A 19,863-nucleotide genomic window follows, 5' to 3' on the forward strand; every position below is an offset into this window, starting at 1 on the left:
AGTTCGTTACAAAATGTTTACGAATGATATACAAATAGTAAACAGCACGTTACTTGACGTTATCCAGCACACTTTTGATAATGGCAGCCGAGTCTTGACGGATACTGAGGTTGTAGTGCTTTCTTACAGCTTGGTAGACGGCATTCAGATTTTTGCTGCTTTTGTTTTTACGATAGGCGGCAATCTCCTTGGAAAAATGAGGATGGTGAATTAGATCGCGGCTCCAGTCCCATGCCCGAGGCTTTAGGGCATCCTTACGTGCTTGATCGATCATTTGGGGAAACTTCGGAATAAAGTACTGCCCGATTTTTCTACTAGCATTTTGGTATTCTTGGGTCTCTGTAATAGAGTAAACAGGATCATCATTATAGGGCTTTCCATTGACTGAAATGAGATCGCGCGGTTGTGTCGGCACCATACCCGGTGCTAATTTCACCTGATAGTACTCCCAACCTGATTCAGTCTTTTTCCCGGGAAGAATGAGTTTCATAAAATGCTGCAGACGATCATACGCATGCTCCTGTGCGTATTTTTCCGGACCGGATTCCATGCTAAGTGGTGAATCAGGATGAATATAGCCTTCGCTATCTACTACATAACCCGGCAAGCCTACTTCAACTGCCCAGCGCACAGCGACATTCTCCGAATCCTTCAGATCAATTCCTCCGTGGAAAGGTCGAACGGTTCCGAACATCCGATACAGAACGGTCGCGACGAACTCCTTCGTTGCGATCCCATCGTCGATCTCATTTGGCATGACGTAACCGGCTTGAACAAGAGGCTGCAGGCGGGCATTCATATTGCATTGGGCTCTGGTTTCTCGTAGAGCTCTCCCCTCATTTGAATAGGCGTCCGTATTCTTAATGCCTTGGTCTAGCTCATCCAGATTCATGTCAGCCGGATATGCTGGAGGTAGAGTACCGATAAAGTGATACAGATTCCAGAGAAATCCTTTTTTCGAGGATAAGAATTTCACGCGATAAGAGAAATTCATTTTGTGATACGATTCTTCCGTTTCCATGTCGATTATATAGTCATCGGATGAATAAGGGCGCAGTTGCAAAGACAATGGATGCGGATTAGTAATAGAGACCATCTGTACATTCAAAAACAAGTATTTTTCCGGATTGGGCGGAAGTTTATATGTAATTCGGTAGCTCGCTGTGTTTGCTTCTGCAATATTTGTAGCAGATGGGGTAACAAGTATGGTGGATAAACAAAGGGAGCATGCTAGAACGCTAAACGCCATCTTTTTTCCAAACATAGAAAAATCACCCTTTTTCTTTGGATGCTAGTTAAACGCTTCTTGACCTTCAAAGTTGCGCTCAGACTGTTACTCTAAAAAGAAAAACGACCAGATATAGATCATCTGGTCGTTTTTTGAGTGATCTTATTCTGCCAAAGAAGCAATCGGCTGTACACCCATGCTCTCCAGCTTTTCATAGATATCTTTTAACTTCGGATTTCCCTCACCGACAATTTCCCCGGAAATTACGACAAGCGGATACCATAAATCTTCCTCGATAATGCGATTCGCCCAGCTTTTGTCATCGTCTGTCTGCGGCTGTTGAAAGTCGCTATAAACGATGCGGATGCTGTCACTCCCATATTTGCGAGAGAGTGCCGCCTCCAGCCACTCGGCTGTTTCCTTTGCAGATGGCAAATTGACGCAGCTTGCGCACAATTGCTCTGTTCCAAAAACCTTGATATCGACAGTCACTATATCCGCCCTCCCCGGGTCAGCTAGCTTAGGACAATGCTTGGTCCAGGTCCTCAATCAAGTCCTGAACATCTTCAATACCAACAGAGATGCGCACCAAGCCATCCGTAATGCCCAGTTCAGCACGGCGCTCCGCCGGGATAGAAGCATGTGTCATGCGTGCAGGTACGCTGATCAAGCTCTCCACCGCACCCAGCGATTCTGCTAGCGTGTAGTATTTTACCTTTGCCAACACTTCGTCAGCACGCTCTGCGCTGCCTACGTCGAAGGAAATCATGCCACCGAAGCCACGCGCTTGCTTTTGAATCAGCTCATGACCGGAATGGCTGGACAGACCAGGATAGATCACGCGTTTGATATCGCTGCGCTCAGACAGCCATTTTGCCAGCGTACGAGCATTGTGCTCATGCTCTTCCATCCGAATTCCCAGCGTCTTCATACCGCGCAGCAACAGCCAAGAATCTTGTGGTCCAAGCACACCGCCAATTGCATTTTGCACAAAATGGAGGTCTTCGCCCACTTGCGCATCTTTTGCTACAACCAGACCTGCTACCACGTCGCTGTGTCCGCCCAAATATTTCGTTGCGCTATGGAACACGATGTCAGCACCGAGATCCAGCGGATTTTGCCAGTAAGGTGTCATAAACGTGTTGTCTACCACGAGAAGAACGCCTTTTGCTTTCGCGATGCCCGCCAACGCGCTGATGTCGCTTACTTTCAGCAGCGGGTTTGTCGGTGTTTCCATAATGATTGCTTTGGTTTCCGGGCGAATTGCCGCCTCTACTGCTGCCAGATCACTCGTATCTACATAGGTCGCTTCCAGACCCATACGGGAGAATACACGTGTAACGACGCGGTAAGTACCACCGTATACATCGTCACCTACCACGAGATGGTCGCCTTTGTTAAACATGGAGAGGATGGTAGAGAGTGCCGCCATACCCGAACCAAATGCAAAGCCGCGAGCGCCGCCTTCGATTTCTGCGATGTATGTTTCCAATGCGTGACGGGTCGGGTTCCCGGTACGGGAGTATTCAAAGCCCTTGTGAACACCAATGGCTTCCTGTTTATAAGTACTTACCTGGTAAATTGGAACGGATACGGCTCCTGTATGTGGATCTCCATCGATTCCGCCGTGGATCAGACGAGTTTTGATACGCATCTTAAATTCCCCCCTGGTAAATTTTCTTGCTTAGATAACGTTCGCTGCCGTCGGCAAACAGTGTAACGATATTCGTCCCTGGAGCTGCTTCTCTTGCTTCGCGCAGTGCCGCTGCCATGGCTGCACCTGAGGAGCTGCCTACGAGCAAGCCTTCCTTGGCTGCCAGCTGCTTGACCAGATCGAATGCTTCCACATCGAGAATCGTGTGAATGGCGTTGAAGTAGCTCGTATCCATGAACGGAGGCAAAAACTCCATGCCGATCCCTTCTGTTTTATGCGGGCCGGATTCTCCCCCATTCAAGATGGAACCTTCTGGCTCGACAATTACCGTTTTTACGTTTGGGTTTTGTTCCTTCAAGTAGCGAGCAGCACCCATGAAAGTACCGCCAGAACCCGCGCCTGCCACAAATACGTTTACTTGGCCGTCCATTTGACTCCAAATTTCCGGACCTGTTGTCTTGTAGTGTGCGTCTGGATTCGCTGGGTTAGCAAATTGCTGTGGTACAAAAGCACCTGGAATCGATTCTGCGAGTTCTTTTGCCTTGGCGATTGCACCCTTAATCCCCAACTCTGTTGGTGTATTGACGACTTCTGCTCCAAGAGCACGCATCAGCTCTTGCTTTTCCTCGGAAAACTTCGCTGGTACGCAGAAGATGACTTTATAACCAGTTCCTACAGCGGCCAGCGCTACACCAATTCCTGTATTTCCTGCTGTCGGTTCGATAATGGTACCACCTGGGGCCAATTGGCCATTCTCCTCTGCGGCACGAATCAACTCCATGCCGAGTCTGTCTTTTACGCTGCCTCCTGGGTTAAAATACTCCAGCTTGGCGAACAAGCGGACACCTTCAGGGAGCTCAAATTGTGTAATTTCGACGATCGGCGTATTACCAATCAGTTCCTTCACATTGCGAAATACGTTCACGAAGATCTGACTCCTTATATTGAAGTACTTGCTTCTTTCTTTTTCATTATAACATGCAAAGATTACAAAAAGTCCATGCTACTAAACTTCGGTGTGTAAGTGGAACTTCAAAGTGTCAACAGGGCATGTAAGCCATGGATTTCTCACCATGGTATGATTATAATAAAGGAGAGGTTGGAAAGGAGTGAATGTAACATGGATATCATGGATCAAGTACAAGAAGTTCTCGATAAACTGCGTCCTTACCTGCAACGTGACGGCGGAGACGTACAACTCGTTGATGTAGAAGATGGCATCGTGAAGCTGCGCCTGATGGGTGCTTGCGGTAGCTGCCCTTCCTCTACCATCACCCTGAAAGCAGGAATCGAGCGTGCACTGGTGGAAGAAATCCCAGGCATCAAAGAAGTTCAACAAGTATTCTAATCCAGTCACATCGACCTAAAAGCAGCTACAGCAACCGCGTAGCTGCTTTTTTCATTTCTACTTTTCCCTTCCTTTTTCCAAAAAGGCAATGACACGCTTCCCATATTCTTCAGGAACTAACGCATAGCTGCGGACGTGACCCGCTCGCGGTACGATCCAAATCTCAGAATCTTCGTCTTGGGTCAGCTCAAAGAGTCGTTCGCTGTTTACCAGTGGGATCGTCGTATCGCCTGTCCCGTGTATAAAAAGAATCGGTTTGTTCGCTTGCTGGACTGCCTGATATGGATTGACGTCTCGCGGGTTGGCTCCTAGCAAAACAGGACACAAGGTAAGAATGAGCCAGTTGAATGGAGCTCGTGGCAGGCCCGTCCACTGCGGCAAGTTCTCAGCCAAGTATTCACGCAAGGAATAGAACGGTGAATCTGCCACAATTGCTGTGATGCGTTCATCCACTCCGCCAACCATCAAGGAGGTTGCCGCCCCCATGGAAAATCCGACGAGGCCGAGTCTGTGCTCCGGCTTCTTCGCTGCTGCAAAATCGATGGCCCCAAGCAGGTCTTGCTGTTCCCGAAGACCAATCGTAGTCAGTGCTTTGCTGGACTCCCCCGCATTGCGAAAGTCGAACATCAATACATCAAAGCCGGCCTGAACCAGTCTTGCAGCCAGAGACAACGCTGGCAGATGTGGCTCTAATCTGTTTTGACTATATCCGTGAGCAAAGATCAGCGTTTTTCCATTCGAAACCCGCCCATTTTTTTCTGCCGACAAGTACCATCCAGCCAACGAAATCTTTGTTTCTCTGCTCGAAAAAACAACGGACTCCGCCTGTTCGATTCCAAAATCTCGGGGTTCCATGTGAATCGGTTTTCGTACAGGATGAGTCAAACGCCAGGTTACGTGAAACGAAACGGCTACTGCTGCAATCAAGAGAAGCACGAGGAGTCCTGCAATCAAAACAACGAACGTGTTCATACGGCAGTCAGTGGTCCCCTTCCACTTAGCACCGCTACGATATTAGCAGCAGCCAGCCTCGCCATCTCCGCCCTCGTTTGCACTGTTGCACTACCGATATGTGGCAATGCGACTACATTCGGCAGTTGCAAGAGCGGGTTATCCATCGGGACAGGCTCGACTGCAAAAACGTCCAGGCCAGCCGCCCAAATTTTTTTATCTACCAACGCTTGATACAGTGCAGACTCATCGACTGTCCCGCCACGAGAAACATTGATAAACACAGCGGTTTCTTTCATGAGCGAAAATTGCTTTTCCCCCATCAACATGCGTGTGTCCTCTGTCAGCGGGGTAAGTAAAACGACGTAATCGGACTCTTGCAGAAGCTCCGCCAAATCAGCATACCGCGCTCCTGTCTCTTGCTCAGCCTGCGGTTTGCGATTCCGGTTGTGATACAAGATCCGCATGCCAAATCCTTTGGCGCGTCTCGCCACCGCTTCCCCAATTCGTCCCATCCCAATAATCCCCAGAGTCGAACCATATACATTTTGTCCAGCCATGAGGGTCGGACTCCACGATGTCCATTCCCCCTGCAATAAAAATCGATTGGCTTCCGTCAATCGGCGGCCTGTTGCCATCAATAAAGCGAAAGCCAAATCGGCTGTAGACTCTGTCAGCACATCGGGCGTGTTGGTTACGATGACCTCGTGTCGTCTGCACGCTTCCAAATCAATATTGTCGTAACCGACCGCCATGTTCGCCACGATTCGGAGTCGTTTGGTACACGCCAAAAATTCCTCGTCCACTCGTTCTGTCAGCATGGTCAAGACGGCATCTACATGTTTAATCTTTTCCAGCAACAACTCACGCGGAATCGGCGTATTTTTTGTCCATTGCTCGACCTGGGCTACTTTTTCAAGCATCGCGATCACTTCAGGATTGAGTTTCCTTGTAACGAAAACTTGTTGCTTGATCATCTTTTTTCCTCCACAACCAATCAATTTGTGGAATGGATACGTCATAACGCTGTGCAATGAATAGGGGGTACTTACGAAGTCCGTCTTCTATTTTCGCGAGCTCGTCTTCCAACTGCGTTTGCCATGCTTGGATGTTGACTTCCTGGCGCTCTTCTACCGGCAACTCCATATAGGTCTCCACGAGCTTCAAAAACCTGCCTGGGTAGAGCATGAGCGCAAAAATCACGGCATATTCATCTGGCTGCAGAGCAGAGATGCTGTTGTAGCCGTCGAAAAAGCTGGTCACAGCCTCTTCATTCCAGCCGCTTCGCTTTGTCTCGGCTTTGATCCACTGCCCCACATCACGAGTACGCATATCAAGAACCCAGTTCCATTCACCTGCCATTAGACGTACATCCTTCTCTTTCCATAGCATATACCCTTGATCAAAATTTTGGTAGGCTACTTTCCCGAGACCAGCTGTTTCCTTCACGACTTTATCGTATCCAGCATCCAACAAATATTGAACGGACAATTCCCCGAGTTGAGTAATGTACGTGAAGCAGGTCAACAAATATTCATCCATTGGCGCGAGCTCTACATTTTCCTCATCCATCTCATCCCGATACTCATTAAAATTCCGTAGCTTTTTTCGCCACGTGCTCGGCCAGTTGCCAAGAGAGCTAAAGGGGATAAACATCTTGTCAGATGAAAAATCACTCGTGGCCAGATGGAACTGTGCGAGTGATTGACCACTGGAATAATGTGGATTGTCTGGAGCCGCCTCTCGCACGCCTCTATATAAATAGTAAAGCTGCTCATCATCAACGATGTGAGCCTGCCCGCTTGTTGTGTTCACCAGCTTTAACAAGCGAATGTTTTGCTGTTGACTCAAATGCTGTTTTACTTTCTCAATAAACTTGCTTTTGTATTTATATCCGGCTGGCGCCTCGAACATGTAGTAAAGGCCTCGATCCGTTTCCAGTACCTTGCTTGCCCCCGTCGTGCGATATCCCTGGAGTTCAAAACCGTACTTCTCCTGAAGAAGCTCTTTTTCTTCCATACAGTCGTTCACCCTCCTTGCATACTGCTCTTCTGGCATTGTATGTCATTGGATCGGGATAGGTGCCTATCTGTATGCAGATACTAGATACATTCATGCCGACTTTCTGGGTGCTGAAAAGTCGGCTTTTTGAACACGCACGTTAAAAAGGAGGAACCACAAGCATGAGTGAGCATCCACTAAATAGCGAGAGTTGTCTGGACTTCGTTATTGAGCTTTTGAAAAAACGAGGAGTCAGTATGAACGACATTGCTGAAATCGTCATGTTCCTGCAGTCAAAATACATCCCGGACATCACCTTGAACATGTGTCTGGACAGTGTTGCTGCCGTCTTGAAAAAACGTGAGGTCCAAAACGCGTTGCTGACCGGAATTCAACTCGACATCCTCGCCGAACAAAAGCAGCTGCTGCCCCCGCTTCAGGCGATTATTGAATCAGACGAGCCTCTGTATGGCATAGACGAGGTACTCGCCCTCGCCATCGTCAACCTATACGGGAGCATTGGATTCACCAACTTCGGTTATGTAGACAAGCTGAAGCACGGCAAACTCGCCGATCTCAACGACAAGCGTTTTGGTGTCCATACTTTTTTGGACGATCTCGTCGGTGCGGTCGCAGCAGCCGCCTCCAGCCGTATTGCCCACCGCCAGAAGCAGCAGGAAGAATGCGCAGAATCATAGGGAGATTCGTTGCTGCCATTCAGGCAAGTCTTCCGCAATATGGGTAGGCGCAGCATGATGCTTGTCTGCTTCTTCGCGCGTGGAATAGCCTGTCAAAACGAGCAAGCTGTCCAAGCCGCTGTTGGCACCTGCCTCAATGTCCGTATATAAATTGTCCCCGACGATCAGCGTGTCAGCCGCAGCTGTACCAAGCTGATCTAGAGCGTAACGGACGATGATGGACTCCGGTTTGCCAATCACGATAGGTTTGGTCGCGGAGGCAACGGAGACGGCTGCCACCAGTGAACCATTGCCGGGGAACAGACCAGCATCAGTCGGCAAGGCTGCATCTGCATTTGTAGCGATAAAAGTTGCTCCTGCACGGATAGCGCGTGCGGCGATCGCCAGCTTTTCATACGTAAAGGCACGATCAATCCCAACGATGACATAAGCCGGATCTTCTTCTGTAATCACATAGCCTGCATCCGTCAGCTGATCATGCAAGCCCGCCTCTCCAATCACGTAAACGCGTGTACCCGCTGGTGCTTGCTCTCGTAAATAGGTAGCGGTCGCCATGCTCGTGGTGTACACGTCCTGAGCCTGTGCTTCTATGCCCATTGCTACCAGCCGTTCTGCGACGTGCTGTGCAGAGGCTGAAGAATTGTTGGTCAGGAATAAATACGGAATCTGATGTGTTTGTAAGTGGGTGATGAATGCTGCAGCTCCCGGAATCGCTTCTTTTCCCCGATAAATCGTTCCATCTAGATCAAGCAAGTAGCCTTTGTATTGTTTCACTTTGATCCATCTCCCATCTGTTGTCGTAAGCCGGTTGTACAAGCGCTCCCCTCTTAGTGTAAACCTTCGTCCTTTCTATCGCAAAAAAACAGGAAACGGCTTTCCACCGCTTCCTGCTTTTTGTCTAGTCGTCTCTTCCTCTCATCGTCACGATTCTGTCTATCCCGTTATTTCTTGAATTTGACCATGATTGGCGTACCTGCTTCCAGGTTCATTTCCCCTTTATGACGGACATACACGATCTGGAATCCTGGAAATGTCGGTGGATTTTCGGGATCATAATCCCGCCAGTTTCTTGGCTTGCCAACTGCGTACTCCATGTATTGCGTCGCGTTGACAAGCACGTTATCATCATCATCCGCCTGTACATCCGGCGGCAACTGCTCGATTTTTCCATAACGGATGCTGAGCTTCTTAATTACTTTATCGTGTTGGTAGTCATACGCTTGGATGACGACATCATTACCGTACACTTGCAAGCGCAGTCCTTGCTTGAAAGCCCCTCCATCCGGCGTGACTTTTTCGCCCCCATCTGGACCGGCTGACATCCATCCCGTTTCAATGCCGGCCGTGTTTACGACGGTAAAGCCGCGTTTGTCTCCGCCTTTGACTTTCTTTTTGCCTGCCCAGTCCGGCAGGTTCAGATCCCAATGGGTGTGGCTCGTGAAGAGAACGACTTGCGGATAGTCTTTCAAGATGTCAAGGAGCTTGTCCACATCCAGGTAATCGTTCGTGTATGGATTTTGTCTGGAGCCCGAGATACTGTCCGGGAGCACATGGTGGGAGAATACAAAAATGGGCTTATTCTTGTCCTTCTTGCTATAACGCTTCAGATTATCTTTCAGCCAATCCAGTTGCTCGTCGCTCATGTATACTTCATCCCACAATTTTGGATCGTGGTATTTCATGTATTTTTCTGTGCCGAGGAAGAGGAAGGGATATCCATCGATTTCTTTTTGGTGATAGACTTTGTCTTCTCCACTGAATTCGTAAAAGTTATCGAACAACTCTTCTTCCGTTGTGCCGTTTGGCCATGTACTTTGTGCAAGTGTTTGGGGATTCTTCCACTTCGGCACATAAAACTCATGATTGCCAATGCTGGACCACACATTTTCAGGGTGAGGATTTTTATCGAGCACATCTTGCACGGCTTGATATTCAAAATCGTAACCGCGAGGAGTAATATCACCGTTAATGATCAATGCTTTGGATTTTGGATTTTCCTCATTGATGTCTTGCAAAACATGATCAAAATCTCGGAGGTCTCCTTGGATGTCACTGATCACGTCAAATGTCATCGTCATCTTTTTCTCGGGAGATTTGTTTTTTGCATGAGCGGAATCAACGACTGGCAGGATCCCACCCAACAAGATGGCAGAAGCAGCTATACTTGATACCATTTTTTTCATTTTCATTACGGATCTCTCCTCAACTGTTTTTCGTCACGACGCCCATCCGATTCACCAATATTATCCTGATATCATTCCACCTTTCTGTTGTTTTCTGTGTGTTTGGTTGTTTTTTTACACTATAAATAGTAGATGTCCAACATAAAGAAAACGTTAAAACAACATTAAGATTGCAAGAATGGAGCAAAAAGGTACTTAATGCCTGCCTGATTATAGAAAAAAAGGCACAGGACTCTAACCGAATCCTATGCCTGGTAAATTTTGTAAACAAAGAAAAAATCCACCCAGCTCGAGTGGACTTTCGTTATGGCTAGCTTATTTCGCTTCCTTGATGTGAAACACGCATTTGTCTCCGCCTTTTGCCATGCATGTGGTTTGCTCGACATTGGCATTCAAAACCCGACGGAACAAGGAGAGCTCACAGCTGCACGCTTGGTTGAATTCACGAGCTACTTGCGAGATTGGGCAATTGAACTCCTGAATCCGATAGCCGTCTCCATTTTCGTCCTTTTCCCATTCCACCATGTAGCCTTTATCGTTTTGCAGCTCGGCCAGCTTAGCTACACGATTTTCCAAGTCACCTTGCATGTGGGAGCGATAAGTCTCCTCCAAGCGATTCTCGCGGCGTCTAAATAGCATCTCTATTTTGGACAAACCATCGATTTCCTTTATGTCTTGTAAAAAATCTAATGTCAAATGAGAATAATTGCGCGGGAACAGTTCGTCTGCTTCCTGCGACAATGAATAAACATTCGTTGGGCGTCCCATCGCTTGGCGAACAAGCGTAGACTTGATCAAATTATCTCTCTCCAGGGTGTTCAAATGACGTCGAACCGCCATTTCAGTAATCCCTAGCTCGACGGCCATGTCGCTGACAGGGAGTGAACCTTTGACCTTGAGCATGTGCAGGATTTGATCACGAGTGGACGTTCCTTCGTTTGTCATACGTATCACCGTCCTTTCTCCCTATTGTAGTGGATGAAGACGTTTTAGTAAACAAACGAAAGTCTTTTGTATAAAATATCCGCTACGTTGGTTATGGATTGAAAACACTTTTAAAACAGTTCTTTTTTCAGGAAAGCTCTCACCTGTGGCTCAAACTGACGAATAGTACCAGCAGCTTCTTCTACCAGGCTGTACATCTCATTGACCGGCACAGTTGTATAATCATTGACCAGGTGCTTGCGGAAATCAGTTACACGTGTCAGGATCAAAGCCTGTTCATCCGTGATAACTTGCTCATCCCGTAAAATTTCCACGATGTCGCTGTAGCTTCCTGGATCTCGCATAATGAATCCATCGATCAGTGCGTTTCCGACATCCACTATTCCTTCGATAGACAAGTGCAGGGCTCGCTCCATCGCTGCAACAGCTACTTCATCCGCCAAAACCGCTTCGGCTCCTCGTTCGCTGAGCTTGTCCAACAGATCAAGCATACGAGACATATGTTCCAATACTTGGTCGATTCGTTTTGTATTCACGTCGTACATATATTTCTCCTTACTTTCGCTTTTTTGATTTGCGTTTTGAGTAGTAAACGGTAAACACAAATGTTAGCACCAGGACGAGAAGCACCAATTCCCCTTCCTGCAAATAGGAATTGCTCACCGGTTTCACCTCTTTTCATCCCTCAGTATACCAAATTTGTACGACCTGTCACGAATCACGTATTACTTTATGTTACAATGATGGGGTGAATTTTTGCCGGCAAGCATAAGGGGAGGAACACACTGTGGAACGCGAATTGGCTCTGGAAATTGTGCGGGTAACGGAAATGGCTGCACTCGCCTCTTCTCACTGGATGGGACGCGGGAAAAAGAATGAAGCAGATGGAGCAGCGACCAGCGCCATGCGCGCCATGTTTGATACGATCAACATGAGGGGTACCGTCGTCATTGGCGAAGGTGAACTGGATGAGGCCCCCATGCTCTATATCGGTGAAAAGCTCGGTAACCCGGAAGCAGGTGGGCCTGAGGTAGATGTGGCGGTTGATCCGCTAGAAGGAACGACGATTGTCGCCAAGGGTCACAACAATGCCATGTCTGTTATCGCCATCGGTGACCGTGGAACACTGTTGCATGCACCAGACATGTACATGATGAAAATGGCCGTCGGCAAACGTGCTGCCGGACAAATCAACCTTTACGATCCCGTGGATAAAATGATAGAGGTTGTAGCAAAAGCAAATAACAAGCGCGTGCAAGATGTGACGGTCATTATTCAGGAACGCGACCGCCACCAAGCGATTATTGACGCCATTCGCGAAAAGGGTGCGCGAGTGAAGCTTTTTGGAGATGGCGATGTGGGTGCTGCGATTGCTGCTTGTCTGCCCCATACAGGGATTGACCTGTTCTTGGGTATCGGTGGTGCGCCAGAGGGCGTGATCAGTGCCGCGGCGATCAAGTGCTTGGGTGGCGACATGCAAGCCCAGCTCAAGCCGCAAAACGACAGCGAGCGCGAGCGCTGCATCAAAATGGGACTAGACAATCCGGAGCAGCTCCTGACGCTGAACGATCTGGTCAAAGGGGATGACGCCATTTTTGCTGCAACAGGCGTCTCTGATGGAGAGCTGTTGCAAGGCGTGCGCTATCTCGGTGATGATATGGTGGAAACTCATTCGATCGTCATGCGTGCTAAAACCAAAACCATTCGCTTTGTCCGCGCTGTACACAATACCGAACACAAACCAAATCTTTTATGGAAGTAGAGGGATACCTATATGGCAAATGATTTGTTCTACTTGTACGACGAAGCTGAGGATACTCGAACGCGCTTTGTCAGCTTCACGGGTGAAGCTACACGTTTTGACCTCGCGATTACAACGACCAGCCGTTTTTATGGGAAGGCGATTGTCATCAACATTCAAAATGGACGCTCCGCTATTATTGGACATGATGATCTGGAAGAAGAAGGCTATCTGGAATTCGCGTTCAACTTGAACGAGCGTGAAGCAGAAGAATTGAAATCATTTTTGGAAGCAGCCATTTAATTCACCAAAGGAAGAGCGATTGTAGGCTCTTCCTTTTTTTATTTGTATCCCCCGCCCAATTCCATCTGGACAATGCTCCTTACAGGCGTATGCCTCGTATACTGCTACTGCACAGATGCACAGACAGATAACGAGAGGAGTGCGAATCGCATCATGCAATCTTATCCATATGACCAAAGCTCTTACGACCAAAACCAATACGATCAAACTCAATATGATCAAAACGAATACGATCAAAACCAATTTGTTCCTGCACAATATGACCAGCCACCTTATTACTCAGCAAACCAGGATTTTCAATACATTCCAGAAGATCAGGCTCATCCTGTCTTTTTCCGTAGAAGACGAGGTCCTGAGGTCGTTGTCGTCCCACAGCCATATCCTTGGTGGGGATGCAATACATGCTGGCCTGGCTATTGGCCCACATGGGGCTGGCCTGGTTGGGGTGGAGCACCAGGTGGTTTTGGTGGACCAGGTGGTTTTGGTGGACCCGGTGGCTTTGGTGGACCCGGTGGCTTTGGTGGACCCGGTGGCTTTGGTGGACTCGGTGGTTTGGGTGGACCTGGTGGTTTTGGTGGACCCGGTGGTTTTTAGATCGAAAAACGAAAAGAGCCCTGACATACAGGGCTCTTTTTTTATGCTTCGGTTATTCTGATTCATTTTTAGGATTCACGCTTTGGTGTATTTGGTCCTGTTGGGACTTTATCGCGTTCGCGATTGGGTTTCAAATGATTGGGACGGCGCTCTCGTGAGTTGGAGTCCTTGCCGTTTTTATCAGGTCGATCCTTTTGAAACTTTGGCTTCTCCCCGCGTTCGTTTCTCCCTGCCCCATTGCGATCCGCGCCAGCATTGTTCTGGCGATCCTGTTTATTTTGACGCGGGTGATAGCGTCTGCGTTCTTTTCGTTCTACATAGGGCGAAGAGCCACCCTCTTCACGAGGAATGTCCTGACGAATATCAATAATGACATCAAAGGCAGCTTCGTCTTGCCCGCTTTGGTCGTCCCCGTTGCCAACGTTTGCTTTCACCTTGCGCAAAACGAAGTACGGACAACCAAAATTGCAGAACTCATGCAGGTACTCATCCAAAGCGGCGATCCGCTGCTCGAACGGTACTTTGCGATTAGCGTCAATATAAAACCCACGAAGACGAAGCTGACCATAGCCCCAGTCCCCTACAATATAATCGTACTTGTCGAGGATGTCGCTATAGCGCTCCTTGAACGCTTCAAGGTTCCAGCCGTCTCGATTTACTTCCATGACTTCATAAGTACCGGCTTGCGTGCGAATCAAACTCGCTTCCTCCTTACGCATGTATACTACGTCCATCTTATCATATTTCACGCAACATGAGCTAAATTTCCCACGATAACTGACCTGTGCCTTTGGACATTCTATCGTGTAGGGGGTGTTACCATTGAAAAAGACATGGTTGTATCCTGCAATTGCAGGTATTGCGCTCTTAGCTACTGGTTGTTACAACAATGCTGCGCCTAATTACACGCATCCGAACAAGACGATGTCGTACCAGTCTGCTCCGCACGTTCGAAATTTTGATGGAATGCACGTCCGTAACTACGATGGCATGCGCTCGACGAACATCGACGGGTATCATCACACTCGTAATTACAACGGTACAAGCACCACTAATTTCGACGGGCTTCATGTCCGCAACTATGACGGAACACGTGATGGACTTCACATCCGTAATGGCATGGGACTGACCAACAATGCTGGGATTAACAATGGTGTATATCCAAATGGTACCTATCCACATGCAAATGTAAACAACTACAACGCCTACACAAGCGGTATGAGACCGTACAATGCCTTTACGGATCATAAAGCTGGTATGGGTACAACAGGTATGGGTACAGCAGGTGTTTACAATACTCCCACTGGAAGACACCATTCCATTTATCAGCAGCATGCTTTGAACCGCGGTGGAGCAGGAGTCATGCAAACCGGAATGCCACGCATGGGCTATGCGCAGACTGACCGTCAGCATATGAAAACCGCCAGTGTAACAAACGTCTATGTAGACCGTGATGCATTGGCAAAAGCTGTAGGGAATGTCACTGCCAGTTGCCCTGGCGTTCAGCGTTCTACGGTCTTGGTAACGGATAAAGAAGTTTTAGTAGGTGTGCACACACAAGGAGCAGATGCGCACACAGCGAAAAAACAAGCAAAAATGAACGCCGAATCGGTTTCACCACGCTATTACAAAGTGTATGTTACCGATAATCCAAATGACATCCAAGAAATCGCTCGTGTAGCAAGTCGCTCCAGCAACGTGAGTACAGCACGTACAGAAGATGCGAAAAGCATTGAAACGCTTATCAAGCGTATGGGTGGAACATCCCATAACGTGAAGGCAACTCACAAAGCTACAACCAGTCGCTAAAGCCCTCTCCCCCATGTAGTGAAAAACCCCCTCTTTTCCGCTCGTATAGGGCGGTTGAGGGGGTTACTTATTATTGCGCTTTTGGCATGGATTCTTTCGCAATCGTTTCCTTCGCGGCACTCGCCTGCTCGTGAGCGTGGTACGAGCTGCGTACTAATGGCCCTGACTCCACGTGACTAAAGCCACGCTTCATGCCTTCATCCTTCAAGCGAGCGAATTCATCTGGATGGTAAAACGTTTCTACCTTCAAATGCTTCTTGGTCGGTTGCAAATACTGACCAATCGTCATGATGTTGACATCGACAGAACGCAGGTCATCCATCGTTTCGATGATTTCCTCCATCGTCTCGCCTACACCAATCATCAGACTGGACTTCGTCGGAATGCTCGGCTGGAATTCCTTCGCCTTTTTCAACAGTTCCAGCGTCCGATCGTATTTGGCTCTTGCCCGTACGCGATCTGACATCCGGCGAACTGCCTCAATGTTGTGGTTTAATACGTCAGGCTTTGCGTCCATGACCGCTTTTAACGCATCCCAGTTCCCCATAAAATCAGGAATCAATACTTCTACAGAGGCAAACGGCAGTCGACGACGAATCGCATGAATCGTATCGGCAAAAATCTGTGCGCCTCCATCTGCCAAATCATCACGAGCAACGGAAGTAACAACGACATGCTTCAAACGCATTTGTTCTGCTGCTTCTGCTACACGTTCTGGTTCAGCTGTATCCAGCTCCGTCGGTAGTCCAGTTTTTACTGCACAAAAACGACAGGCACGGGTACATATATCACCCAAAATCATGAAAGTTGCTGTACCGCTTGCCCAGCATTCATGAATGTTGGGGCATTTCGCTTCTTCACAAACGGTATGTAGCGTCTTCGTGCGCATGGTTTGCTTAAGCTCTTTAAAGCTGGCTAGTTCTGATCCTGAAACAAGGTTGATCTTGAGCCACTCCGGCTTGCGTTGCGTCATAGGGCTCACTCCTCATGTGACATCATGGTACAAGACAATAACAATCTCCATTATAGAGGTTGGATTTCAGAGGGGCAACCTCTTTCCTCCCTCGGAAACAATTACCCGATCCGATGCACGGCATGGCGGTTCCCTTGACGAAGCAATGGCTCCAGCATGCGTAGCTCTCGTTCATGACAGGTGAAAAGAAACACTTGCTGCTCTTGTGCCAGCATCGCTATATATTCAAGTGTTCGACGCAGGCGCTCTTCATCATAATGGACAAAATGATCATCGAAAAAGAGCGGCAATGGCTCCGACTGCTTGGCATGATGCACCAAAGCCAAACGCTGGGCAAGGTATAGCTGATCAATGGTTCCAGTGGAACATTGGTCCTGTTCGAGCACCATTTGCTTGATGGGTTCCAGCAAACGGACGGCAAATCCGTCACGGGGATCGAGTCTGACATCCCGATACGCTCCCCCTGTAATATGCTCGATGATCTCCGAAGCCTGCTGGTTCACAGCAGGTGTACTATCCCGCCGCCATTCCCCTACTGCCTCCTGCAACATTTCCCGAGCCAATTGAAGGGCATCTCGCTTATTTTGCAGCTGACGAAGTGCTGCCTGCGCTTCCTCAAGCTCATCAGTCGCGCGAGATAATGACAGGCTCTCATGAACCGCCATCTCCCCATTTCCTCTGGCCATTTGTTCCCGCAGCTCCTGCAGTCTCTCCTCAATCTCCACCATCTCGATGCGCAATTTGCCTTGTTCGGTCTCAAGCGCGCTTTTCTCCTGATCAAGGAAGGTCCGAAGTGCCTCCCCCCAGCTTGCAGACAGATTGGCCTCCTGCTTCGTTTTAGCCATCTCTGATAAAAGCTGCTCAGATTGTTGCTTTCGTGTGCTTTTCAGTAGCACTTCCCGTCTTTCCAAAAATGTATCCCAATTACTCGCCCCCCATTTCTGAACGAGTGTGGCGAGTTCAGCATCGAGCGAAGCGATATCTTCTTGTACCCTTTGACTTTCCTGTACAGCATCATGATCTGCTGTCTGTTTGAGTTCGCCCGTACTCCCTTTTACTCGCAGTAAGAAAACTCCAAAACCGAACAGCAACAAAGCGGCCGTCACAGAAATTCCTCCCAGAACGGGATGTCCACTCACGAAACCGATTAACCCGAGAACAGACAGTATCCCTGCGCCGCCCCACATAAGTGCAGCTCCCCGCTTCCTTTTCGCCTGATTGCCTTGTCGGGTGCTGCGTGAGGCTGTACTTCGCGGACTTGTAGAAAGAGCCGATACAGCCAAGGTCGCCAAACGAATATGTAATGCCTCTCGTTGCTTGAGCAATTGTGCGCCTTTTTCATAATCGTGTTGTAAGGGTATGAGCTGGTCATCACTCTGTTGTACGGCTCCTGTCGGCATGTTTACCTGAGTGAAACCACGTTTTGCCTCTTCGTGAATAGCCACCTCGGCCTCAGAGCGAGCTGTTTGCTCCCACCACGCCCAGTCTTGTTGACTGACAGGAGTATGGCTTCGTTGCCAGCGTTCCTGCAACGCTTTTACTTGTCCGGTTGAGCGCTCCAGACGCTGCTGTAATCGACTGCGCCGCATTTCTAATTGCTGACATTCTTCTGTGGCTTCCGCTATTTGCAGCGTCAGTTGGCTGATCGTTCGCCACGCTGCCTTTGCATTTTCCTTCTCCTGCTCTTTTTGCGCCACCTTCGTAGCGGCTTTTCCCAAAAGTGTATTTTCAGCCCGTTCTTTTTTGCCGATGACCGCAACCTCCCGATCCAGCTCCGCCAAAATTTGTTGGACAGCCGGATTGGCTTCTTCCGCAGTCGTAAAAGTCGGAATCAAATGCTCAGCCGCTTGAAGCGGTTCCCTCCTGATCCACGTCAAATCCGTAAATAAACTGCGTGTAAGGCCCGTATGCTTTTCGATAAAATTCCGTTCCTTGCGTCTATCTTCCAAATAAAGATCAGTCATTTCCGTCCATTCGGGGTCCAAAAAGAGGCGCGCTTCTTCCCGTTCCTTCGTCAACTGACGATGCAGGCGATAGGTTTTGCCCGCTAATTTGTACGTAATGATCGTTTCGTACGCACCACTCTGCCACGGACGGTATTTTTCATATTCAGGCAAGTATCTCGCTGATTTGACGTAATCGCGCTTCATTCCATACAAGGCAGCGAAAACACCTTGTAGGATCGTTGATTTTCCTGACTCATTGGGGGCATAAAACAGATTGATGCCTGGAGCAAAACGAAAGGTAGCATCCTGCCATTTTCCGAAGCCCCCCAGCACTAGCTCCTCAATTTTCATCGAATGGTCCCTCCAATCCGCGCCAAAGCCTCTTGCTTGGCTAACCTGACGATTTCTCGCTCGTCCTCATTTTGCGCACGGGACTCCGCCTCTGCCAGCTTGGAAAGCCATCTCCCCCAGACGCCACCCTCTGCGATCAGCTTGTCCTCATCGACATCAGGCCAGGTCCGGTCTGTCAGCTGCAGCACAAAAAAACGGGAAAATCGCTGTTGAAGGACGGACAAAGGAGGCTGAAAATGCGCAGCGCGTTCCCCTGTCAGCGTGATGTACATCAGATCGGAATCCTTTTCCTCTACGAGTTGCTGCTCCATCCGGTCAATGAGCTGCTCAGTGGTTTCGATTCCTTTCCCTTCGACTTCCAGCTTTCGAATTTTCCGTGACTGGACAGGAATCGCCGTGAGCTGCAATCTGCCATCATGCTCCAGCTCTCCATACAAAACAATTCGTTCTCCCGCTTCCTTGCTCGTCAGTCCTTCTGGAGAGCCTGGATAAGCTGCGAGCGGTTGTTTTTTGACGGGATGCATAAATTGCTCCGGCTTGTGAATGTGTCCCATCGCAACATAGTCCATGCCCGTCTGTACGAGCTGCTGCAAAGTAACAGGCGCATACGGATGATGCTCTTCATCTCCTGAATTGGAAAGCACACTGGCATGCAGAACCATCAGATGATGGGCATACCCTTCCAATTTGCCTGGAAACGTATCGAGTGGCGACTCGTACACATGTGGCTGCCCGAAGCCCCAGCCGTAGATCACGCACGACTTTTCGGGAAATTCATACACACCCCACTCCGGTGTAAACCAGTAGACGTTCCCTGGCCATTCCAATGTTTGATAAAACGAATCCGCTCGCCACGGATCGTGATTGCCAGGTGCAATCACGACAGGGATTGGTGCGATGCTGGCAAAAAGATCACGTAAAAACATTGCAGTTGATCGTCTTCCCCCGTGGTATTCCAGCAAATCTCCGGCAATGAGCCAGAAGTCTGCTTTCTTTTCCCGAACGAGGTCACGGATTCTTTTCATCGTTTGAAGAAAATCATCCTGACGCAGCTCGTAACGCTCCCCCAGCATTTGAAGCGGCGCATCCAGATGGACATCCGCTGTATGAATAAATGACAGCACGATCAATTCCACTC

At 48.7% G+C, this 19,863-nt stretch carries 22 protein-coding genes; 6 read left to right on the top strand and 16 right to left on the bottom strand.

Annotated features, from left to right (window positions below):
- Positions 1-49: 49 nt before the first annotated feature.
- The 4 genes from ACFVS2_RS14130 to cysK form a co-directional block, all read right to left on the bottom strand.
- Positions 50-1,264 carry a hypothetical protein gene (locus ACFVS2_RS14130; protein ID WP_390234853.1) on the bottom strand — a complete coding sequence of 405 codons (1,215 nt, stop codon included), beginning with the start codon at positions 1,262-1,264 and terminating at the stop codon, positions 50-52.
- A gap of 126 nt (positions 1,265-1,390) precedes the next feature.
- On the bottom strand, positions 1,391-1,720 hold the full coding sequence (locus tag ACFVS2_RS14135; protein ID WP_007715795.1) for a YuzD family protein: 330 nt from the start codon (positions 1,718-1,720) through the stop codon (positions 1,391-1,393).
- A gap of 28 nt (positions 1,721-1,748) precedes the next feature.
- The gene (locus tag ACFVS2_RS14140; RefSeq protein ID WP_015893022.1) at positions 1,749-2,882 is read right to left on the bottom strand and encodes a bifunctional cystathionine gamma-lyase/homocysteine desulfhydrase; all 1,134 of its coding nucleotides are present in this window, start codon (positions 2,880-2,882) and stop codon (positions 1,749-1,751) included.
- 1 nt (position 2,883) lies between these two features.
- A complete protein-coding gene (gene cysK, locus ACFVS2_RS14145) occupies positions 2,884-3,807 on the bottom strand; it encodes a cysteine synthase A (protein ID WP_007715789.1) in 924 nt (307 codons plus the stop codon).
- A 195-nt stretch (positions 3,808-4,002) separates the two neighbouring features.
- Here cysK and ACFVS2_RS14150 point away from each other — a divergent pair, with 195 nt between their 5' ends.
- Positions 4,003-4,230: a NifU family protein gene (locus ACFVS2_RS14150; protein WP_007715787.1), complete on the top strand. Its 228-nt coding sequence runs from the start codon at positions 4,003-4,005 to the stop codon at positions 4,228-4,230.
- A gap of 57 nt (positions 4,231-4,287) precedes the next feature.
- Here ACFVS2_RS14150 and ACFVS2_RS14155 read toward each other — a convergent pair whose 3' ends face one another.
- Genes ACFVS2_RS14155 through ACFVS2_RS14165 form a run of 3 tightly spaced genes read right to left on the bottom strand, consistent with a single transcriptional unit; the run spans position 4,288 to position 7,200 of the window.
- A complete protein-coding gene (locus tag ACFVS2_RS14155; protein WP_390234857.1) occupies positions 4,288-5,202 on the bottom strand; it encodes an alpha/beta hydrolase in 915 nt (304 codons plus the stop codon).
- Entirely contained in the window at positions 5,199-6,158 is a 960-nt protein-coding gene (locus ACFVS2_RS14160; protein WP_173616492.1) for a 2-hydroxyacid dehydrogenase, read from the bottom strand. The genes ACFVS2_RS14155 and ACFVS2_RS14160 overlap by 4 nt, the downstream gene beginning before the upstream one ends.
- Positions 6,115-7,200, bottom strand: a complete 1,086-nt coding sequence (locus ACFVS2_RS14165) for a hypothetical protein (protein WP_390234860.1) — start codon at positions 7,198-7,200, stop codon at positions 6,115-6,117. The genes ACFVS2_RS14160 and ACFVS2_RS14165 overlap by 44 nt, the downstream gene beginning before the upstream one ends.
- Positions 7,201-7,364: 164 nt before the next feature.
- Here ACFVS2_RS14165 and ACFVS2_RS14170 point away from each other — a divergent pair, with 164 nt between their 5' ends.
- Positions 7,365-7,880, top strand: coding sequence for a phosphatidylglycerophosphatase A family protein (locus tag ACFVS2_RS14170; RefSeq protein WP_173616494.1), 516 nt, complete (start codon positions 7,365-7,367; stop codon positions 7,878-7,880).
- Here ACFVS2_RS14170 and ACFVS2_RS14175 read toward each other — a convergent pair.
- The 5 genes from ACFVS2_RS14175 to ACFVS2_RS14195 form a co-directional block, all read right to left on the bottom strand.
- On the bottom strand, positions 7,875-8,654 hold the full coding sequence (locus ACFVS2_RS14175; protein ID WP_390235471.1) for a TIGR01457 family HAD-type hydrolase: 780 nt from the start codon (positions 8,652-8,654) through the stop codon (positions 7,875-7,877). The genes ACFVS2_RS14170 and ACFVS2_RS14175 overlap by 6 nt on opposite strands.
- A 167-nt stretch (positions 8,655-8,821) precedes the next feature.
- Positions 8,822-10,063 carry a DUF4073 domain-containing protein gene (locus tag ACFVS2_RS14180; RefSeq protein WP_390235473.1) on the bottom strand — a complete coding sequence of 414 codons (1,242 nt, stop codon included), beginning with the start codon at positions 10,061-10,063 and terminating at the stop codon, positions 8,822-8,824.
- 315 nt (positions 10,064-10,378) lie between these two features.
- Positions 10,379-11,008: a helix-turn-helix transcriptional regulator gene (locus ACFVS2_RS14185; protein WP_007715773.1), complete on the bottom strand. Its 630-nt coding sequence runs from the start codon at positions 11,006-11,008 to the stop codon at positions 10,379-10,381.
- Between the two features lie 110 nt (positions 11,009-11,118).
- Positions 11,119-11,553, bottom strand: coding sequence for a DUF86 domain-containing protein (locus ACFVS2_RS14190; protein WP_173616495.1), 435 nt, complete (start codon positions 11,551-11,553; stop codon positions 11,119-11,121).
- Positions 11,554-11,563: 10 nt separating this feature from the next.
- Positions 11,564-11,671 (bottom strand): hypothetical protein, encoded by a 108-nt coding sequence (locus ACFVS2_RS14195; protein WP_016742285.1) that lies wholly within the window; start codon positions 11,669-11,671, stop codon positions 11,564-11,566.
- Between the two features lie 124 nt (positions 11,672-11,795).
- On the opposite strand from ACFVS2_RS14195, the gene glpX reads away from it, so the two are divergent.
- The 3 genes from glpX (at position 11,796) to ACFVS2_RS14210 (ending at position 13,646) form a co-directional block, all read left to right on the top strand.
- Positions 11,796-12,770, top strand: coding sequence for a class II fructose-bisphosphatase (gene glpX, locus ACFVS2_RS14200; protein WP_173616496.1), 975 nt, complete (start codon positions 11,796-11,798; stop codon positions 12,768-12,770).
- Positions 12,771-12,782: 12 nt separating this feature from the next.
- On the top strand, positions 12,783-13,052 hold the full coding sequence (locus ACFVS2_RS14205) for a DUF3055 domain-containing protein (RefSeq protein WP_007715766.1): 270 nt from the start codon (positions 12,783-12,785) through the stop codon (positions 13,050-13,052).
- Between the two features lie 153 nt (positions 13,053-13,205).
- Positions 13,206-13,646, top strand: coding sequence for a hypothetical protein (locus ACFVS2_RS14210; RefSeq protein WP_390234863.1), 441 nt, complete (start codon positions 13,206-13,208; stop codon positions 13,644-13,646).
- A gap of 68 nt (positions 13,647-13,714) precedes the next feature.
- Here the strand turns inward: ACFVS2_RS14210 and ACFVS2_RS14215 are convergent, their stop codons facing one another.
- The gene (locus tag ACFVS2_RS14215; protein ID WP_173616498.1) at positions 13,715-14,380 is read right to left on the bottom strand and encodes a YutD family protein; all 666 of its coding nucleotides are present in this window, start codon (positions 14,378-14,380) and stop codon (positions 13,715-13,717) included.
- Between the two features lie 79 nt (positions 14,381-14,459).
- On the opposite strand from ACFVS2_RS14215, the gene ACFVS2_RS14220 reads away from it, so the two are divergent.
- A complete protein-coding gene (locus tag ACFVS2_RS14220; RefSeq protein WP_390234866.1) occupies positions 14,460-15,455 on the top strand; it encodes a YhcN/YlaJ family sporulation lipoprotein in 996 nt (331 codons plus the stop codon).
- Between the two features lie 70 nt (positions 15,456-15,525).
- Here the strand turns inward: ACFVS2_RS14220 and lipA are convergent, their stop codons facing one another.
- From lipA to ACFVS2_RS14235, 3 genes are all read right to left on the bottom strand, one after another.
- Positions 15,526-16,428, bottom strand: coding sequence for a lipoyl synthase (gene lipA / locus ACFVS2_RS14225; RefSeq protein WP_390234867.1), 903 nt, complete (start codon positions 16,426-16,428; stop codon positions 15,526-15,528).
- Between the two features lie 101 nt (positions 16,429-16,529).
- Positions 16,530-18,725: an ATP-binding protein gene (locus ACFVS2_RS14230; RefSeq protein ID WP_390234869.1), complete on the bottom strand. Its 2,196-nt coding sequence runs from the start codon at positions 18,723-18,725 to the stop codon at positions 16,530-16,532.
- Entirely contained in the window at positions 18,722-19,849 is a 1,128-nt protein-coding gene (locus ACFVS2_RS14235; RefSeq protein ID WP_390234871.1) for a metallophosphoesterase family protein, read from the bottom strand. The genes ACFVS2_RS14230 and ACFVS2_RS14235 overlap by 4 nt, the downstream gene beginning before the upstream one ends.
- Between the last annotated feature and the right edge of the window lie 14 nt (positions 19,850-19,863).

The organism is Brevibacillus sp. NPDC058079 (genome assembly GCF_042885155.1).
Lineage (GTDB): Bacteria > Bacillota > Bacilli > Brevibacillales > Brevibacillaceae > Brevibacillus.